Source organism: Photobacterium damselae, from assembly GCF_003026815.1.
In the GTDB taxonomy this organism is placed as follows: Bacteria; Pseudomonadota; Gammaproteobacteria; order Enterobacterales; family Vibrionaceae; genus Photobacterium; species Photobacterium damselae.
Map to the genome: position 1 here is coordinate 19545 of NZ_PYOG01000020.1, position 14696 is coordinate 34240.

The following is a 14696-nucleotide window of genomic DNA, read 5'->3' on the forward strand; positions in this document are numbered from 1 at the left end:
TACTTATGCCGGGTTCATCATGCAGCTGGTTATCTAAGATATGTTAAAGCTGAACGTAAATTAACGTTTTTAACAACGATAGAATATGAGCTGAACTTTATATGAATAGTGTTACGAGGAATACTACCAGAATCAAGGTTGGATCCGATGAAGCGCGTGTGATAGCACAAAATTAACGAAATTGACGGGGAAAGGGTTGGCAAAATTGACGTATATTTAGACGAGAGCAGAACTTCTCTGCTCTCGAAATACATTTAGCGTAAGAATTAACGTACCGCTTTGTAAATATTAAATTTATTGGTGCTTGCTGTAACCTCACATTGACCTAAGCTTTGTTCAATCAATGGTGGGTATTGTAAAAAGCTGTTGGCAACAATCACTAACTGCCCATTTTCTGCTAAGTACTCAGGAGCTTGAGCAATGAAGTTTTCTGTTGCTGCGTAAAATGTTTTTAAACCAGCATGAAATGGCGGATTACTGATCAAAAACTGATAAGGGCCCGTTAAGGTTTTATATACATCTGTTGCCGTAAATGAACCAGTTAAGTTATTGACTTTAAATGTTTCTTTAGCTGATTCGATTGCAAGAGCGCTGATATCACACAGTTCAACATCGATCTCTGGGTACTTGGCTTTCATTACCGCACCAATAACGCCAGCACCACAACCAAAGTCTAATACTTTGCCATGCAGTTGCGGTAAGTTGTTAAGCAGTAGCTCAGAACCTTTATCAAATTCACCATGACTAAAGACACCTGGTAGTGAACGAACCGTTAGTTCTACCCCTGCAATGGAGATTGGGTAACTGCGGAACCATTCGGCAACAACGAAAGGTTTGCCTTTTTGGTCACATTTACCCCAGTAGAAACTGCAACGACGAGCAGAATCATATTTGGTGATTGGACCATATTGAGCAAACATCTTTTCTGCGCTACGCACGCCACAGCGATTTTCACCGACGATACAAAATTCTGTATCAACGCCAAATTTGTCAATTAACATAGTCAGTAGGTAGTCAGCTTCAGCTTTTGCCTTCGGCCAGTAGACTAACACCATGTCAATATCGAGATCAGCTGTCAGTTCAGCACCAAAGTAACTACTTACTTTTTGATAGCGTTGCATTTCGCTGTAGTAGCCATAGTTGGTCGTAAAAATAGCGACAGATTGCGCCACGCCAACTAATTCAGCTGGGTAACTATCGTTGAGTTCACCAACAACCAGAACTTTGCGATCTTCAAAGAAGGCAGTTTGACGAGCAACGACTTGACTCGCAGCAGAGTAAGACATGAGATGACCTCTAAATAAAACAGCGAAAATGTGGTCGCGAATTGTTCCACAAATTCCGCATAATGAAAAGCGAGCTATCGGCTTAGAGTTAGATCAAAACAGCCAGAGTTGTGACACTCTGGCTGTTTGTTTTAGATATCTAGGTCTGAAAGATACTCTAGTTATCAAAGGGGATCATGAAAATATCCCTCAATATGTTTTAGCTGCGATCTTGATGCTCAAGGAAGTCTTTGAACTCAATTTCATACAGTTTAAATAGCACTAAAGTCACACCAAAGATGATTGGACCGTAAATTAGGCCGATTAAACCAAATAGCTGTAGACCACCAAGAATTGAGAAGAAGATCAGCAAGGTATTCATATTTGAATCACCACCTTGCATCAGTAGTGGGCGCAATACGTTATCGATTGAACCAACCACAATAATTCCCCAACCAGTTAGGAATAGAGCCCATTCCCATTGACCTAGTAGCAGTAAATACAAGGTTGCAGGAACCCAGATAAGTGCCGTACCAACAACGGGAATGAAAGAGGCAAAGGCCATCATTGAGCCCCAGAACAGGCCTGGGAAGCCACACAACCACATAGCAAAACCGCCAGCGACACCTTGCGCTAATGCGGTCATAAATGAACCGAGAACCGCTGATTTTGCAACAGTTTGAACTTCGCTAAAAAGTGCATCTTCTTGGCTGCGAGATAGAGGCAGTACATTACGCACAGTCGCAACCATTTTGTCGTGGTCACGCAGTAGGAAGAACAGAACAAACAACATTAAAATGAAGCTCATCAAGAAGTTAGTTACATCACCTAATAGTTTGGTACTCACATTCAACAGTGTTGAACCGAGTTGAGAGGCGATAGATGCAATCTTCTGTAGCACTTCTTGTGGATCAATACTCTTAAATGGTGAATATTTATCGATAAGGGCGAAAGACTTTTGTACATATGGATGAGCAAATAGCTCTTTGGCACCACCGTCAGTCAACCAAGTGTAGCTCTCTTTAGAGAAAGTCGTACCCTGATGAACAATAGATGAGAACACCACTAGCATCGGGATCATGATGATAAAGGTGAGCAGAGTACATGAGAGCAAGGAGGCAATATTTGGGCTGCCTGGCATCTTGCCTCGGATTTTCTCATGCATTGGGTGGCACAGTAATGAAATAATAACGGCCATAATGATTGGGCCTAAGTACGGCTCGATAATGCGATAACTGGCATAACCGGCGATAACTAAGGCAACAACCAACATCCAATGACGCGATTCTACTTTAAATGGTTGAGACACTATTGGTATCCTTAACAAAAGAATCGCCACCATAAATGAGTGACGAGACATAATAATCTACAAAACGTTGTGCATTATAATAGCATTGATTAGTTTAAGTAGAATAAAAGTGAGCATGTCTCCCCATAAATCAGCGCAATTCAGCGACTGAGGACTCATAAAAAGGAGATAAACATGGGTTGTTGTGACTGTGGATGTGATAGTAAGAAAAAGCGTAAGGTGCCTTGGGCCTTGGTTATCTTAGGTGCTTTAGCTCTGCTGGCTATCTACTTTTGGCAGTAAGTTTGTATTTCTAACTTACTGATAAATAAAAAATCCCTCTGTACTAGAGGGATTTATATACATATATAATGACAACAACTGTTAGATGGAATTAAGCCATTTTCGCCAGTTCAGCAAAGCTTAGTTCAGCCGCTTCTAGTGTTGCATCAATTTCACGAGAGTTGTGTGCTAGTGATGTAAAACTGGCTTCAAATGCTGATGGTGCTAGGTAAACACCTTTATCTAACATTAGGTGGAAGAAGTGCTTAAAGCGCTCAACATCACACTTAGCGACTTCTTCATAACAAGTCACTTGCTCTTGATCGGTAAAGAAGAAACCAAACATACCGCCAACTTGGTGAACCAATAGTGGAATACCGTGTTTATCAGCTGCTGCTTTAAAGCCTTCGGCTAGACGTTTAGTGGTGTTTGCTAGACGCGCTTCATTACCTTCTTCAGTTAGTACGGTTAGACACGCATGACCTGCTGCCATTGCGACTGGGTTACCGGATAAAGTACCAGCTTGATATACTGGACCGGTTGGAGCAATGTATTCCATCACTTCACGGCGACCACCAAATGCACCAACTGGCATACCGCCGCCGATCACTTTACCAAGAGTCGTTAGATCTGGCTTGATATTGTAATGACCTTGCGCGCCACCTGTTGCAACACGGAAACCTGTCATCACTTCATCAAAAATAAGCAGTGCGCCAAATTCATCACAGATCTCACGTAGACCTTCAAGGAAGCCTGCAACTGGAGGGATACAGTTCATGTTACCTGCCACTGGCTCAACGATGATACAAGCGATTTGATCTGGGTGAGAGGCAAACGCTTCACGAACTGATTCTAGATTGTTGTAAGTACAAGTTAGAGTGTGCTTAGCAAAGTCTTCAGGTACACCTGGTGAGCTTGGTTGACCTAGTGTTAATGCGCCTGACCCTGCTTTTACTAATAGGCAGTCGGCGTGACCATGGTAACAGCCTTCAAACTTGATGATTTTGTCACGACCTGTAAAGCCACGAGCAAGACGAATCGCACTCATGGTCGCTTCAGTACCAGAGCTTACCATACGTACCATTTCCATCGACGGCACAAGACGAGAAACCATTTCTGCCATGGTGATTTCCATCTCGGTAGGGGCACCAAAGCTTAAGCCATTACGAGCAGCTTCAATAACAGCGTCGCGAATTGCAGTGTGGTTGTGACCTAAGATCATTGGACCCCAAGAGCCAACATAGTCGATATACGCTTTACCATCAGCATCGAAAATGTACGCGCCATCTGCACGCTCAATAAATAGTGGAGTACCGCCAACACCTGCAAAAGCTCGTACAGGAGAGTTTACGCCGCCAGGGATAGTGCGCTGCGCTTTAGCAAATAAATCTGATGATTTGCTCATTGTGCTGTCCTATTGTTGGAAACGGGCGTGGTTATTATTAGCCCATCAAATTGTTCTGTCTAAGCACGACACCTTAAGTGAATCACTTAGTTAGGTTGCGCTCGATTAAGTGCAATATTGGGGTTTATTGTACCTAAATATTGCACAAATTTGCGACTTTAAATTGTGTTAGCCCTAAACCTGAGATGATGTGATCAAATTGTGTTTATTTTGCCAAATAAGTCACAGATGAAATGCTATTTTCCATCATTGATTGTGTAAAAAAAACACATAGTCAACTATCCTAATAAAGACAATTTTTTGTCACTTCCTATCTGTTTTTTTCGCATATGCGTGACCTTTTCAAAGTACGGTTTAATAATGTCTGATTCTACGCAAGGTATTACTCCGGAGCGTCTTCAACCTAGTGGTTTAGTACGGCGCTTTCTCAATCGTGATAAAACACCGGTATCGGTGCTATTACTTTCAGCTCTTGTGGGGCTACTCGCCGGTTTAATCGGCACTTTATTTGAGATGGGGGTTACCTGGGTTTCAGAGCAGAGAACCGAATGGTTACGTCATGAAATCAGCAGTGCATTACCGCTTTGGCTCAGTGCTTTTATTGTTAGTGCGGTTTTGGCTGTGATTGGTTACTACCTTGTGATCCGATTTGCTCCTGAAGCGGGCGGTTCTGGTATTCCTGAAATTGAAGGTGCAATGGATGAACTTCGCCCAGTACGCTGGTGGCGAGTCATTCCGGTTAAATTCTTTGGCGGCTTAGGTGCGCTAGGATCGGGTATGGTGCTAGGTCGTGAAGGCCCAACCGTGCAAATGGGTGGTAATATTGGCCGTATGGTGTCAGATATTTTCCGCCTTAAAGATAAAGAAGGACGTCACGCATTATTAGCTGCCGGTGCCGCAGGTGGTTTGGCCGCGGCATTTAATGCTCCGATGGCTGGTATTATGTTTGTCGTTGAGGAAATGCGTCCTCAATTTCGCTACAGCTTAATCTCGGTTAAGTGTGTGATGATTTCGGCTATTATGGCAGACATCGTATTTCGTGCGATTAAAGGTCAGTCTGCTGTTATTACCATGCCACAATATGATGCACCCACCATTCATGCGCTGTGGCTATTCTTAGTATTAGGGCTAGTTTTTGGTGTATTTGGGGTTATTTTTAATCGCCTGATCACTTTAGCTCAAGATATGTTTGCTCATCTGCACCACAACAATTTCCCGCGCTTTTTATTAACGGGTGCAATGCTTGGTGGTTCATTTGGTTTACTGCTTCTTTATCTACCAGAACTGACTGGCGGTGGTATCAGTATCATTCCTAATGCAACCAATGGTGATTATGGTATCGGTATGTTGCTGATGCTATTTTTAGCCCGGATGGTGACCACATTATTGTGTTTTGGCTCTGGCGCTCCTGGTGGTATTTTTGCCCCTATGCTGGCCTTGGGAACCTTGTTCGGTACATTTTTCGGCACGATTGCACAAAGCTACTATCCAGAGTTGGGTTTAAACCCAGGTATGTTTGCTATTGCTGGTATGGGGGCTTTATTTGCTGCAACCGTTCGTGCTCCAATTACCGGCATTTTGCTTGTGATTGAGATGACTCATAACTATGATCTGATTTTACCATTGATCATTACCTCACTTGGTGCGACTCTAGTTGCCCAGATGTTAGGTGGTCAGCCAATTTATTCTCAATTGCTCCATCGCACCATTAAGAAAGAAAAATTACGCCAAGATCCAGCATCTGATACGGTCAATACTTGAACACTGTAGTCAGGTATTAGATAATCGGCAGTAATTACCAAGTGTTTGAGAGGTTACAATAATGAGCGAAGCAGCTTTGCCGCTAAATTTTTCTGATGCTGCTGCGAGTCGTGTGAAAACGCTTATCGCTGAAGAAGAGAACCCAGATCTAAAACTACGTGTCTATATTACAGGCGGTGGTTGTAGTGGTTTCCAGTACGGTTTTACTTTTGATGAGAAAGTAAATGAAGGCGACATGGTTATTGAAAACTGTGGTGTAACCTTGGTTGTCGATCCAATGAGTCTACAGTACTTAATTGGCGGAACCGTTGATTACACTGATGGTTTAGAAGGCTCTCGTTTCTTCGTGAATAACCCGAATGCAACGACAACTTGTGGCTGTGGCGCATCATTTAGCGTATAAGATAACGTTAATATTGGGTGTTATAACCGAATAAAAAAATGCCGCTAGGGTAACTCTTAGCGGCATTTTTCTTATCTATTTCATTGTGTTGGCTTTATTGCGCTGGATTAGTTATAAGCATACAAAGTTTTAAGTAAGCTTATTTGCTCCATGCGTTTGTTCGCCATCTGCTTAAATTCGGCTTTCTTCTTACCGTGTAATGCCTCTGCTTGCGGTAATTGTACGGTTCTTGGGTTTTTGTGTATCCCATTTACTAAAAATTCATAGTGAAGGTGAGGACCTGTTACTCGTCCTGTCCCACCTAATGTACCAACTACTTGACCTTGTTTAACACGTTGTCCTTTCTTAACACTGCGTTTTGTCATATGCAGATACTTAGTCACATATTTGGAACTGTGGCGGACAAAAACATAGTTACCGTTAAAGCGGTTGTAGCTTGATTCCATCACGATACCATCGCCGGCTGACCAGATCGGAGTACCAATAGGGGCAACATAATCGGTGCCGCGATGTGCTTTTACTTTGCCTGTAACCGGGTGAAGTCGGCGCGGATTAAAGTTTGAACTTACATAGCGAAAGTTTATTGGTGAGCGTAAGAAGGCTTTTCGCATCGCTTCACCATCTTGACTGTAATAACTGCCGTCTTTGCTTCGCACCGCAGTAAATGTTTGACCCATATTAGTAAAAGTGGCCGCTAAAATATTTCCGCGATCAATTCTTTCACCATCAACAAAATGCTCTTCATAGAGAACGGCAAACTTATCTCCAGCTCGAATATCTAAGGCAAAGTCGATGTCCCAGCCAAAGATTCCAGCAATTTCCATAATCTGATTTGCGGTAAGTCCAGCTTTGTCGGCCGCGCTCCAAAAACTTGAGCTAATAGTTGCTTGAGCAAAATTGGTGTGGGTATCAACAGCCTTTTGCTCTATTCGCGATTCGAACTGACCATCATCTTGTTTCTCAACCACTAACGTTTTAATTGGGCTCTGTTTTAAGGTTATATGAGTCAATTGACCGCTGGGTTCAAAACCAAATTCTAGGGTATCGCCTGGGGTAAGTTCAGTTAATTGTTTTGCCCCTTTATCATCTTGTAATAATCGATGTAATTCTTGGCCTGATAGCCCCATCTTATCAAAAGCAATAGCCAGCGTTTCCCCGCGACGAATGGTGTGGTATCGCCAGTCGAGTTGATTTTTTAAATTTGTCGTCGGTCTATCGTCATTATCGGTGATGGCAATATAGAGCGGGTAATGTTGCCCAACTTTATACTTAGCTTCTTTATTGGTTTTAGCAGAATGAGATTCGGTTGAGGGGGTAGGCCATAGACCAACGATCACCATTCCGATAGCAACAGTGGCGATTAAAATTTTGTGCATCCTTGGCAGACGAGCAACAGTTGTTCCTAACATGCGTGTCTTTTTATCATCAGAATAGAAAAAATAAACTCTCTTGAGTCTAACTGGTTTCAAAATACATCGCTATTCAAGTAAGATGGTATCTTATTACTTTTTGCCAATTTTGTGGGAGCGAACAAGAATGGCCACTATTGAACAAGCACTAGCGGAAATTAAACGCGGTGTTGATGAGCTGATTCCTGAAGAAGAGCTGATTGCTAAATTAAAAGAAAACCGTCCTCTACGAATCAAATTAGGTGCCGATCCTACAGCACCAGATATTCATTTAGGCCATACTGTAATTCTAAATAAACTACGCACATTCCAAGAACTAGGTCATGAAGTAACATTCTTGATTGGTGATTTTACTGGTATGGTTGGCGATCCAACGGGTAAAAACGTTACTCGTCCACCGCTAACTCGTGAACAAGTGCTGGCAAACGCAGAAACTTATAAAGAGCAGGTATTTAAGATCCTAGATCCTGCAAAAACTAAGATTGAGTTTAACTCTTCTTGGCTATCTGAGTTAGGTGCAGAAGGTATGATCCGCCTTGCATCTAACCAAACAGTAGCACGTATGCTTGAGCGTGATGACTTTAAAAAGCGTTATGGCGAAAACCGTCCTATCGCAATTCACGAGTTCATGTACCCACTGCTACAAGGTTATGACTCAGTAGCAATGAAAACTGACGTTGAACTAGGTGGTACAGACCAGAAGTTTAACCTACTAATGGGCCGTGAAATGCAAAAATCATACGGTCAGAAGCCTCAGGTTATTCTTACTATGCCTCTACTTGTTGGTTTAGACGGTGTGAAGAAGATGTCTAAATCGGCTCATAACTACATCGGTGTTGCTGATGCGCCAAGCGAAATGTTTGGTAAGATCATGTCTATCTCTGATGATCTAATGTGGAGCTACTTCGAGCTACTGTCTTTCCGTCCTCTAGAAGAGCTAGCACAGTTTAAACAAGATGTTGCAAATGGTAAGAACCCTCGTGATGTGAAGTTCCTACTAGCAAAAGAGATCATTGCTCGTTTCCACTCTGAAGCCGATGCTGACGCAGCAGAGCAAGAATTCATCAGCCGTTTCCAAAAAGGTAATATGCCAGAAGAGATGCCTGAGTTTGAGTTTGAAGCAGGTATGCCAATTGCTAACTTGCTAAAAGATGCAGAGCTTGTGAACTCAACGTCTGATGCGATGCGTATGATCCGTCAAGGTGCAGTGAAGATCGATGGCGAAAAAGTCGAAGATACTAAGCTAACACCAGCGGCAGGTACAGCAGTATACCAAGTTGGTAAACGTAAATTTGCGCGTGTAACACTAAAATAATCCGTGTTGCTAACACAATGAAAAAAAGGGTGCTGTGATGGCACTCTTTTTTTTTATCCGCTAGTATCTAGCCATGACCTCTTATTTATCGTTATAAAGCATGTCTATTGAGCACATTATTACTGAACTAACGCCTTTACTGCAGCAATATGGTTATTTTGTTTTAGCTTTGGCGGTAGCAATTGAAGGGATGGGGATCCCAGCGCCAGGGCAATCATTATTGATTGTGGCGAGTTTATTAGCAGCCAGTGGCAAGATGTCTCTTCCTGTGGTGTTACTGGTTGGCTGGATGAGTAGCTTTATTGGTAATACTTTAGGTTATGTGATTGGTCGTCAGTTTGGCCATATCTTGGTTCATAAACAATGGATCAAGCCAAATACCCTAGAGAAGCTTCATCAGTTTATTGATAAGTATGGTGTATTAGGGTTATTGATCAGTCGATTTGTCGAGGGGATAAAGCAGTTTATGTGTTTAGGCTGCGGTATTGCCCAAATGCCAGCTCGATTGTTCTTTTTAGGTAACTTTATTGCTGTAACCGTGTGGGTATTAGTCTTTGGCGTTGCACCTGCGTATTTGCGCGATGAAATGGGATCTATTTTGGCGTTTTATCACAAGTATCAAACACAATGCTGGGTTGCAGTTGCTGCTATTTTGGTGAGTATTTTTACGCTGATTGTACTGTATCGTCGTCGCAGCATGAAATAATCGAGCTGATATACATTGTTACTGATAACGAAAACGCTGGAGCCAACACCAAAGATTTATTGTGTCAGCCCAGCGTTTTGTCTTTAGCTACTGCGCAAAGCAAAAGCGGGTAGTGATAGATGCCAACGAATTGCCGCAAGTCGAATTGTTAACGTGGTGATGATTCCAGCAAATGCTGCAACATCAGCATGAACACCTAAGCTTAAGGCTGAAGTATGAATAATACCGCCTAGAATACACGCAGTCGCATACACTTCAGTACGCAGCACCATTGGTACTTCACGAGCGAGAACATCACGAATAACTCCGCCACCACAGCCTGTAATCACACCCATAATCACCGCAACCATTGGGGATGCACCAAAACGTAGCGACTTTTCAACGCCGATAGCAACAAAGACTGCTAAGCCAATGGCATCTGCCACCGGTAAAAAGTACCATGGCATTTTTTTTGGCTGTTGTACTGCCCACATGGAAACAATACAGGTAATAAAAATTACCCATAAATAGTTGGTATCGTGAATCCAAAATACTGGCGTTGCTCCCAAAGCCATATCACGAATGGTACCGCCCCCAATAGCAGTTACACTAGCAAGTACAACCACACCGAAGGGATCCATTCGTAAACGCCCTGCCAGTAATACGCCCGATATAGCAAAAATAGCTGTGCCAAACATATCGAGGATATAGATAAGCATGTTTGTACCTACGAGGTTAAATTTAGTAAAAAAAGCGTGACGATTTTACGAGTTAATTTTTTGAGTACAACCGAGAATGATTGCTTTGTGAGGCTTTTCACACAGGTTTTACTATTTTATTGGTGTGAGGAATTTCTTACCTGATCCAAGTAATCGCACACTTGTTGGACTGCCAGCAATGTGCGTGGCGTTGGCCTATTTAACCAATCACTGTTTAAACGATAGATAGCATGATGATCAACCGCTGGGATTTTTCCTTGCCACTGCTGCCAACGGCTAAGGTCGGTATTGGAGTGGCTGGTGCCAAAAATTACTTGAGGTTGGCGCACAACCACTTGTTCTGTATTTACTTGTGGGTAGGGTACGGTACTATCGGCAAAAATATTTTTCCCGCCACATAAAGCAAAGACCTGATTTGGCCAGCCTCCTTTTGCTACCGTCATCAGTGGTTGGTCACTGAGCTGATAGAAGTAACTGACACTTTTTTCGTTATGATATTTTTTTCTTAGTAACTCCAACTGATTTTGGAAAGCGGTAGCGCTAAGATCTGCTTGAGAGGGGTTATCAGCATATTGGCCTAATAGACGAATATTGTTTGCAATATCTTCTAATTTAACCGGATTTGAGTAAAAGATTGGAATGCCAAGTTGCGCCAATTTTTCCATTTCTCGCGGTGGATTTCCCCCTTTCCAAGCCAGAACCAGATCCGGCTTGAGCGCTAAGATGCGTTCTAGTTTGATCCCTTTATAATTGGCAACATGTTCGAGTTTTTGTGCACGAGCTGGATAATCACTGTATTCACTAACCGCAACGAGTTTATCACCAAGGCCTGCGGCAAAGGCTAACTCAGTAGTATGGGGCGATAGACTAATAATGCGCTGAACGGATGAATTTGCCCAACAAGAGATAGAGCTAAAAAGTAATAACAGGGTGATACCAAAACGGCGCACTTAACCCCCTAAATGAAAAATAATTAAAGTTATACTGAGTAATAGCAGCCAAACCAGTAGGCGTTGGCGTAATAACAACAGTAATTGTTCTAGATGGAAACCAGCTGGAGCAATACGGCCACCAATTCGAGGGCGTTCACGTTTTTTATCGTGATACAGAGCCGGTCCCCCGAGGGCAATACTGAGTTTGTGTCCAGAGGCAATCAGAAGCCATCCCGGACCGGGAGAGAGCCAGTTTTCCCCTTGTTGCTGCAACCCTTGAAGTGCCTGTTTGCCGTTATTGCCAAAGCAAAGTAGCAGCGAGAAGATTCGCATCGGAACAATATCCAGTAACGCGGTTATCTTACTGGCTGTTTGACCAAAAAATTGAAATTGACTTCGAGTTGGTGACCATGCTCGGGCAAGCCCTGAAGCTAGGCGATATAAGAGGGCTCCGAGCCCGCCGCCAATGCAGTACCAAAAGAGCACTGTAACTACATTACGCCCATACCCCACTAATAAGGTTTCAGCTCCTGCTTTGCCTAGTCCTAACAGAGATAGCGGTGCAACATTGCGATGAACCCAAGGGGCAAGTAAGTGTTGGCACAGTGGTTTGTTTTCTTGCTGATAAGCTTGAGTAAACCGTTGACCAAATTCATCAATACTTCGCCAATCAAGAGCCAGCCACAGTAAGGTCAGTTGAAAGACACTGTCGAGTTGAACTAACTGATATAAGGCAATAAAAAAGATCAAGGCCAACCCCCACAACGTGAACCATGCTAAAGAGCCTGCGAGTGTTTGTTGCTTTGGGCTGTCGTTGGAATGATTGACTTTTTCGGCGATCATAACGGCTAGGCGCTGCCAGATCGTAAGAGGATGTATTGCTGTTGGGATGGGGAGAACCCAATGTAATAGCAATGCTCCCCACATAATCAGTAGGGAGCTATTGTTGATGGCTAAATCAAACCAAGATGAGGTCATTATTGATTTAGTAGCTCAACCATTTTTGCCACCATTACCGATGAGCTTTGTGCAGCCAGCGGTAAGAACTCATCAAAGCTCATTGGTGATTCTTTATCTGCCACATCAGAAATTGCACGTACAACAACAAATGGCAGTTTGAACTGGTGACAAACCTGAGCAATAGCCGCCGCTTCCATTTCCACCGCAACTACAGTAGGGAAATGAGTGCGGATAAAGTTTTGCTTCTCTTCTGTGCAGACAAAAGCATCACCAGTACAGATAAGGCCGCGAACCGCATGAGTATCAGTCATGGTTGCTAGTGCTTGCTCTGCCACTTCCATTAGATTGCTATCAGAAATAAACGCCGCTGGTTGTTGAGCCATTTGACCCATCTCATAACCAAATGCTGTCACATCAGCATCGTGGTAACGAACTTCAGTTGAAATAACCACATCACCCACGTTTAGGCTTGAATCAAAACCGCCAGCAGAACCTGTGTTAATCACAACATCTGGTTGGAATACTTCAAGAAGAATCGTAGTGCCTACTGCCGCTGCAACTTTACCGATGCCTGATTGAAGAAGGGCGATCTCTGCGCCATTTAGACGACCTGTGTAGATAGTACAGCCCGCTTTATTGTGAGTTTGGCAATCTGTTAGTTGATCTTTTAGGATCGCAACTTCTTGCTCCATTGCACCGATAATACCGATTTTCATGGTGATTTCTCTTTGTTGTTCAATTAAGCCCAAAGGCATTTGGCATTATTTTACCCATGATATTAACGATAACCAAGCTATTAACGACCAACCAAGTTATACCAAGGATTTTTATCTGTGATTTATTCAGTTCAGATCCAAATAGTCCAAAATACCCAGAGCCGCTTTTCGTCCCTCATCAATGGCGGTGACTACCAGATCTGAGCCTCGCACAGCGTCACCACCTGCAAACAATTTCGGATTGGTTGTCTGGTAAGCAAAATCACCGTCAGCTGGGGCAATAATGCAGCCTTGAGGATCTTTTTCTACTGCAAAATTGTCTAACCAAGGTGTGGCATGAGGCTGAAAACCAAAAGCCATAATGACAGCATCGGCGGGAAGGTGTTGCTCACTGCCAGCAATTATTTCTGGTCGGCGGCGTCCTGCACTATCGGGTTGGCCCAGTTGGGTACTAACGACCGTGACGGCTGAAACCTGACCTTGGCTATTGGTTTCAATGGCGATAGGTTGCAGGTTGAAAAGAAAGCGGACACCTTCTTCTTTGGCATTTTGTACTTCGCGCTTTGAGCCGGGCATATTGGCTTCATCACGACGATAAGCGCACACTACATCATGAGCATTTTGGCGAATAGCCGTACGAACGCAATCCATCGCGGTATCGCCACCACCGAGAACGACAACACGTTTACCCTGCATCGATAGCTTGGCGTGTTGACGAGTGCTAGGTTGGAGCAGGTGCTCGGTATTGGCAATTAAATAAGGTAAAGCATCCAATACGCCATCAGCATCTTCGTTAGTAAGATTTGCGCGGATATTTTTGTAAGTACCAATGGCTAAAAATACGGCATCAAACTGCGTCATAATGTGTGAGAATTCGATATCGCGGCCAATTTCGGTATTGAGCTCAAACTGAACGCCCATCTCACTAAACAGTTGGCGGCGGTGAATCATGATCTCTTTTTCGAGTTTAAATGCAGGGATACCAAAGGTCAGTAAGCCACCGATCTCACTGTATTTATCAAACACAACTGGCTTCACTCCGTTACGTACTAGAATATCAGCACAAGCGAGACCTGCGGGACCGGCACCTATGATGGCGACCTTTTTATCGCTCCACTCAACATGACTTAAATCGGGTTTCCAACCGAGCTCAAACGCTTTATCTGTGATGTATTTTTCAATATTACCGATAGTCACGGCCCCAAAATCGTCATTTAAGGTACAAGCACTTTCACACAACCTATCTTGGGGGCAAACTCGGCCACAAACCTCTGGCAAGCTATTGGTTTGATGAGATAACTCGGCAGCTTCAATGATTTTTCCTTCGTTGGCCAGTTTTAGCCATTGGGGAATGTAGTTGTGAACTGGGCATTTCCATTCACAATAGGGATTACCACAGTCTAAGCAACGATCTGCTTGAGCTTTGGCTTGCAGTTGCGTAAAGGGTTCATAAATTTCAACAAACTCAATTTTACGGATCTTCAGTGGCTTTTTGGTTGGATCGATACGTGCCACATCAACAAATTGATAGATATTCTGACTCATAACGACTCCTT

At 43.3% G+C, this 14696-nt stretch carries 13 protein-coding genes; 4 read left to right on the top strand and 9 right to left on the bottom strand.

Annotated elements, in window-relative coordinates; translation table 11 throughout:
• Positions 1 to 266: 266 nt before the first annotated feature.
• The 3 genes from rsmC to hemL all read right to left on the bottom strand — a co-directional run bounded on the left by rsmC (position 267) and on the right by hemL (position 4240).
• Positions 267 to 1286 carry a 16S rRNA (guanine(1207)-N(2))-methyltransferase RsmC gene (gene rsmC, locus CTN07_RS15630; protein WP_005301311.1) on the bottom strand — a complete coding sequence of 340 codons (1020 nt, stop codon included), beginning with the start codon at positions 1284 to 1286 and terminating at the stop codon, positions 267 to 269.
• Between the two features lie 199 nt (positions 1287 to 1485).
• Positions 1486 to 2574 (bottom strand): AI-2E family transporter, encoded by a 1089-nt coding sequence (locus CTN07_RS15635; protein WP_005301309.1) that lies wholly within the window; start codon positions 2572 to 2574, stop codon positions 1486 to 1488.
• Between the two features lie 373 nt (positions 2575 to 2947).
• Positions 2948 to 4240, bottom strand: coding sequence for a glutamate-1-semialdehyde 2,1-aminomutase (gene hemL, locus CTN07_RS15640; RefSeq protein WP_005301305.1), 1293 nt, complete (start codon positions 4238 to 4240; stop codon positions 2948 to 2950).
• Between the two features lie 360 nt (positions 4241 to 4600).
• Here hemL and clcA point away from each other — a divergent pair, with 360 nt between their 5' ends.
• Together clcA and erpA are read left to right on the top strand one after the other, a co-directional pair.
• Complete coding sequence (gene clcA, locus CTN07_RS15645; protein WP_005301302.1) at positions 4601 to 6001, top strand: H(+)/Cl(-) exchange transporter ClcA; 1401 nt, start codon at positions 4601 to 4603, stop codon at positions 5999 to 6001.
• A gap of 61 nt (positions 6002 to 6062) precedes the next feature.
• On the top strand, positions 6063 to 6404 hold the full coding sequence (gene erpA / locus CTN07_RS15650) for an iron-sulfur cluster insertion protein ErpA (RefSeq protein WP_005301299.1): 342 nt from the start codon (positions 6063 to 6065) through the stop codon (positions 6402 to 6404).
• Between the two features lie 107 nt (positions 6405 to 6511).
• Here the strand turns inward: erpA and CTN07_RS15655 are convergent, their stop codons facing one another.
• The gene (locus tag CTN07_RS15655) at positions 6512 to 7813 is read right to left on the bottom strand and encodes a peptidoglycan DD-metalloendopeptidase family protein (RefSeq protein ID WP_005301296.1); all 1302 of its coding nucleotides are present in this window, start codon (positions 7811 to 7813) and stop codon (positions 6512 to 6514) included.
• A 127-nt stretch (positions 7814 to 7940) separates the two neighbouring features.
• On the opposite strand from CTN07_RS15655, the gene tyrS reads away from it, so the two are divergent.
• Positions 7941 to 9128: a tyrosine--tRNA ligase gene (tyrS, locus tag CTN07_RS15660; protein ID WP_005301293.1), complete on the top strand. Its 1188-nt coding sequence runs from the start codon at positions 7941 to 7943 to the stop codon at positions 9126 to 9128.
• A gap of 100 nt (positions 9129 to 9228) precedes the next feature.
• Positions 9229 to 9834, top strand: a complete 606-nt coding sequence (locus tag CTN07_RS15665; protein WP_005301290.1) for a DedA family protein — start codon at positions 9229 to 9231, stop codon at positions 9832 to 9834.
• Between the two features lie 83 nt (positions 9835 to 9917).
• Here CTN07_RS15665 and CTN07_RS15670 read toward each other — a convergent pair whose 3' ends face one another.
• The 5 genes from CTN07_RS15670 to CTN07_RS15690 all read right to left on the bottom strand — a co-directional run bounded on the left by CTN07_RS15670 (position 9918) and on the right by CTN07_RS15690 (position 14685).
• A complete protein-coding gene (locus tag CTN07_RS15670; protein WP_005301289.1) occupies positions 9918 to 10532 on the bottom strand; it encodes a TRIC cation channel family protein in 615 nt (204 codons plus the stop codon).
• Between the two features lie 116 nt (positions 10533 to 10648).
• Complete coding sequence (btuF, locus tag CTN07_RS15675) at positions 10649 to 11482, bottom strand: vitamin B12 ABC transporter substrate-binding protein BtuF (RefSeq protein WP_005301287.1); 834 nt, start codon at positions 11480 to 11482, stop codon at positions 10649 to 10651.
• Positions 11483 to 12442 (bottom strand): cobalamin biosynthesis family protein, encoded by a 960-nt coding sequence (locus tag CTN07_RS15680; protein ID WP_005301285.1) that lies wholly within the window; start codon positions 12440 to 12442, stop codon positions 11483 to 11485.
• Positions 12442 to 13140 (bottom strand): 5'-methylthioadenosine/S-adenosylhomocysteine nucleosidase, encoded by a 699-nt coding sequence (gene mtnN / locus CTN07_RS15685; protein ID WP_005301283.1) that lies wholly within the window; start codon positions 13138 to 13140, stop codon positions 12442 to 12444. The genes CTN07_RS15680 and mtnN overlap by 1 nt, the downstream gene beginning before the upstream one ends.
• 126 nt (positions 13141 to 13266) lie before the next feature.
• Complete coding sequence (locus CTN07_RS15690; RefSeq protein WP_005301281.1) at positions 13267 to 14685, bottom strand: FAD-dependent oxidoreductase; 1419 nt, start codon at positions 14683 to 14685, stop codon at positions 13267 to 13269.
• Positions 14686 to 14696: the final 11 nt, after the last annotated feature.

Coding starts and splice junctions, on each gene's coding strand:
- rsmC (WP_005301311.1), bottom strand. CDS start 1,286: ATGTCTTACTCTGCTGCGAGTCAAGTCGTTGCTCGTCAAACTGCCTTC.
- hemL (WP_005301305.1), bottom strand. CDS start 4,240: ATGAGCAAATCATCAGATTTATTTGCTAAAGCGCAGCGCACTATCCCT.
- clcA (WP_005301302.1), top strand. CDS start 4,601: ATGTCTGATTCTACGCAAGGTATTACTCCGGAGCGTCTTCAACCTAGT.
- erpA (WP_005301299.1), top strand. CDS start 6,063: ATGAGCGAAGCAGCTTTGCCGCTAAATTTTTCTGATGCTGCTGCGAGT.
- CTN07_RS15655 (WP_005301296.1), bottom strand. CDS start 7,813: ATGTTAGGAACAACTGTTGCTCGTCTGCCAAGGATGCACAAAATTTTA.
- tyrS (WP_005301293.1), top strand. CDS start 7,941: ATGGCCACTATTGAACAAGCACTAGCGGAAATTAAACGCGGTGTTGAT.
- CTN07_RS15665 (WP_005301290.1), top strand. CDS start 9,229: ATGTCTATTGAGCACATTATTACTGAACTAACGCCTTTACTGCAGCAA.
- CTN07_RS15670 (WP_005301289.1), bottom strand. CDS start 10,532: ATGCTTATCTATATCCTCGATATGTTTGGCACAGCTATTTTTGCTATA.
- CTN07_RS15680 (WP_005301285.1), bottom strand. CDS start 12,442: ATGACCTCATCTTGGTTTGATTTAGCCATCAACAATAGCTCCCTACTG.
- mtnN (WP_005301283.1), bottom strand. CDS start 13,140: ATGAAAATCGGTATTATCGGTGCAATGGAGCAAGAAGTTGCGATCCTA.
- CTN07_RS15690 (WP_005301281.1), bottom strand. CDS start 14,685: ATGAGTCAGAATATCTATCAATTTGTTGATGTGGCACGTATCGATCCA.